The organism is Psychrobacter sp. T6-1 (assembly GCF_052258445.1).
The window spans coordinates 1-1,233 of the sequence record NZ_JBQQFC010000491.1 but is presented as its reverse complement, the minus strand read 5'-3'; the positions used below and the strand labels follow the sequence as shown (position 1 = coordinate 1,233).

1 protein-coding gene is annotated in these 1,233 nt (G+C 45.7%); it reads left to right on the top strand.

The genetic code is table 11. The features are described from left to right. Positions 1-1,167 (top strand): alanine/glycine:cation symporter family protein (locus ACTXGO_RS14050; RefSeq protein ID WP_443574954.1); only part of this gene is annotated, 1,167 nt, incomplete at its 5' end. Positions 1,168-1,233 lie beyond the last annotated feature (66 nt).

Sequence of the window (1,233 nt, the reverse complement as noted above, 5' to 3'; positions counted from 1 at the left end):
TTTTGGATGTGGGTCGTCGCCTTAATTGGAATGATGACTAGTATTGTTGAGTGTAGCTTGGCTCAGCTGTATAAGCGCAAAGATGTTGATGGTAATTTTCGCGGTGGGCCTGCGACTTATATCTTGCATGGTTTAGGCAAGGATTATCGCTGGCTTGCCGTTATATATGCTATCTCTTTACTCCTGTCGTTCTCGATTGGCTTTGTGGCATTCCAAGGTAATACGGTGGCAGGTTCTGCTCTTGAAAGCTTTGGGATTGATCGCTGGATATCAGGCGTAGTACTGGTTATTGCGGGTGGGTTTATCGTTTTTGGCGGTATTCAGCGTATTGCAAAAGTCGCTGACGTGGTTATTCCTGTAATGGCGCTCATCTATATCGGCATGGCACTTATTATTATCGTGCTAAACTTTACAGAGCTGCCAGCGCTAATGGTTATGATCGTCAAAAATGCCTTTGGTATTGAGTCTGTCGTGGGCGGCGGTATCGGTGTGGCGATTGAGCAAGGTATGAAGCGGGGCTTGTTCTCGAATGAGGCAGGTTTGGGTTCTGCGCCAAATATCGCTGCTACGGCCTATGCCACCCATCCTGTGAGTCAAGGCATCTCGCAGTCGTTATCAGTGTTTATCGATACGATTGTGGTGTGTAGTGCTACGGCATTTATGATTTTGCTCAGCGGGGTATATCAGCCTGGGGCTGAGGTCGATGGTATTGTACTGGCGCAGCAAGCGCTAAGTAATCAGCTAGGCGATTGGTCACAGTATATCTTGACTATAGCGCTATTGTTATTTGCCTTAAGCTCTATTATGTATAACTATTATATGGGCGAAAATTCTATTAACTTCTTGGTCAAAAAGAACGTCAAAATGGCGACTTTGATTCTAAGAGTGGTCGTCATCGGCGTATTGTTTTTAGGAGCGGTCGCGCCTGCGGCAACGACTGTATTCTTCTTCGCTGATCCATTGATGGGTGTGCTAGCGCTTGCCAACTTACTCGCTCTAATTATGCTATTTCCACGCGCTAAGCGCTTGCTTGATGACTTTGCAAGACAGCTCAAAGCAGGTGTCAAAGAGCCGTTATTCGACGCGCAGCAGTATGAGAAGTTGGATATCGATCTGAGTGCATGGGGTAAAGAGGCGGTAGAAGAGGCTTTAGAGCAGAAGAAGTAGTTTGAATATACTCTATGTCTTATAAATAAAAAACCACTTCAACCTAATAGCATGGTTGAGGTGGTT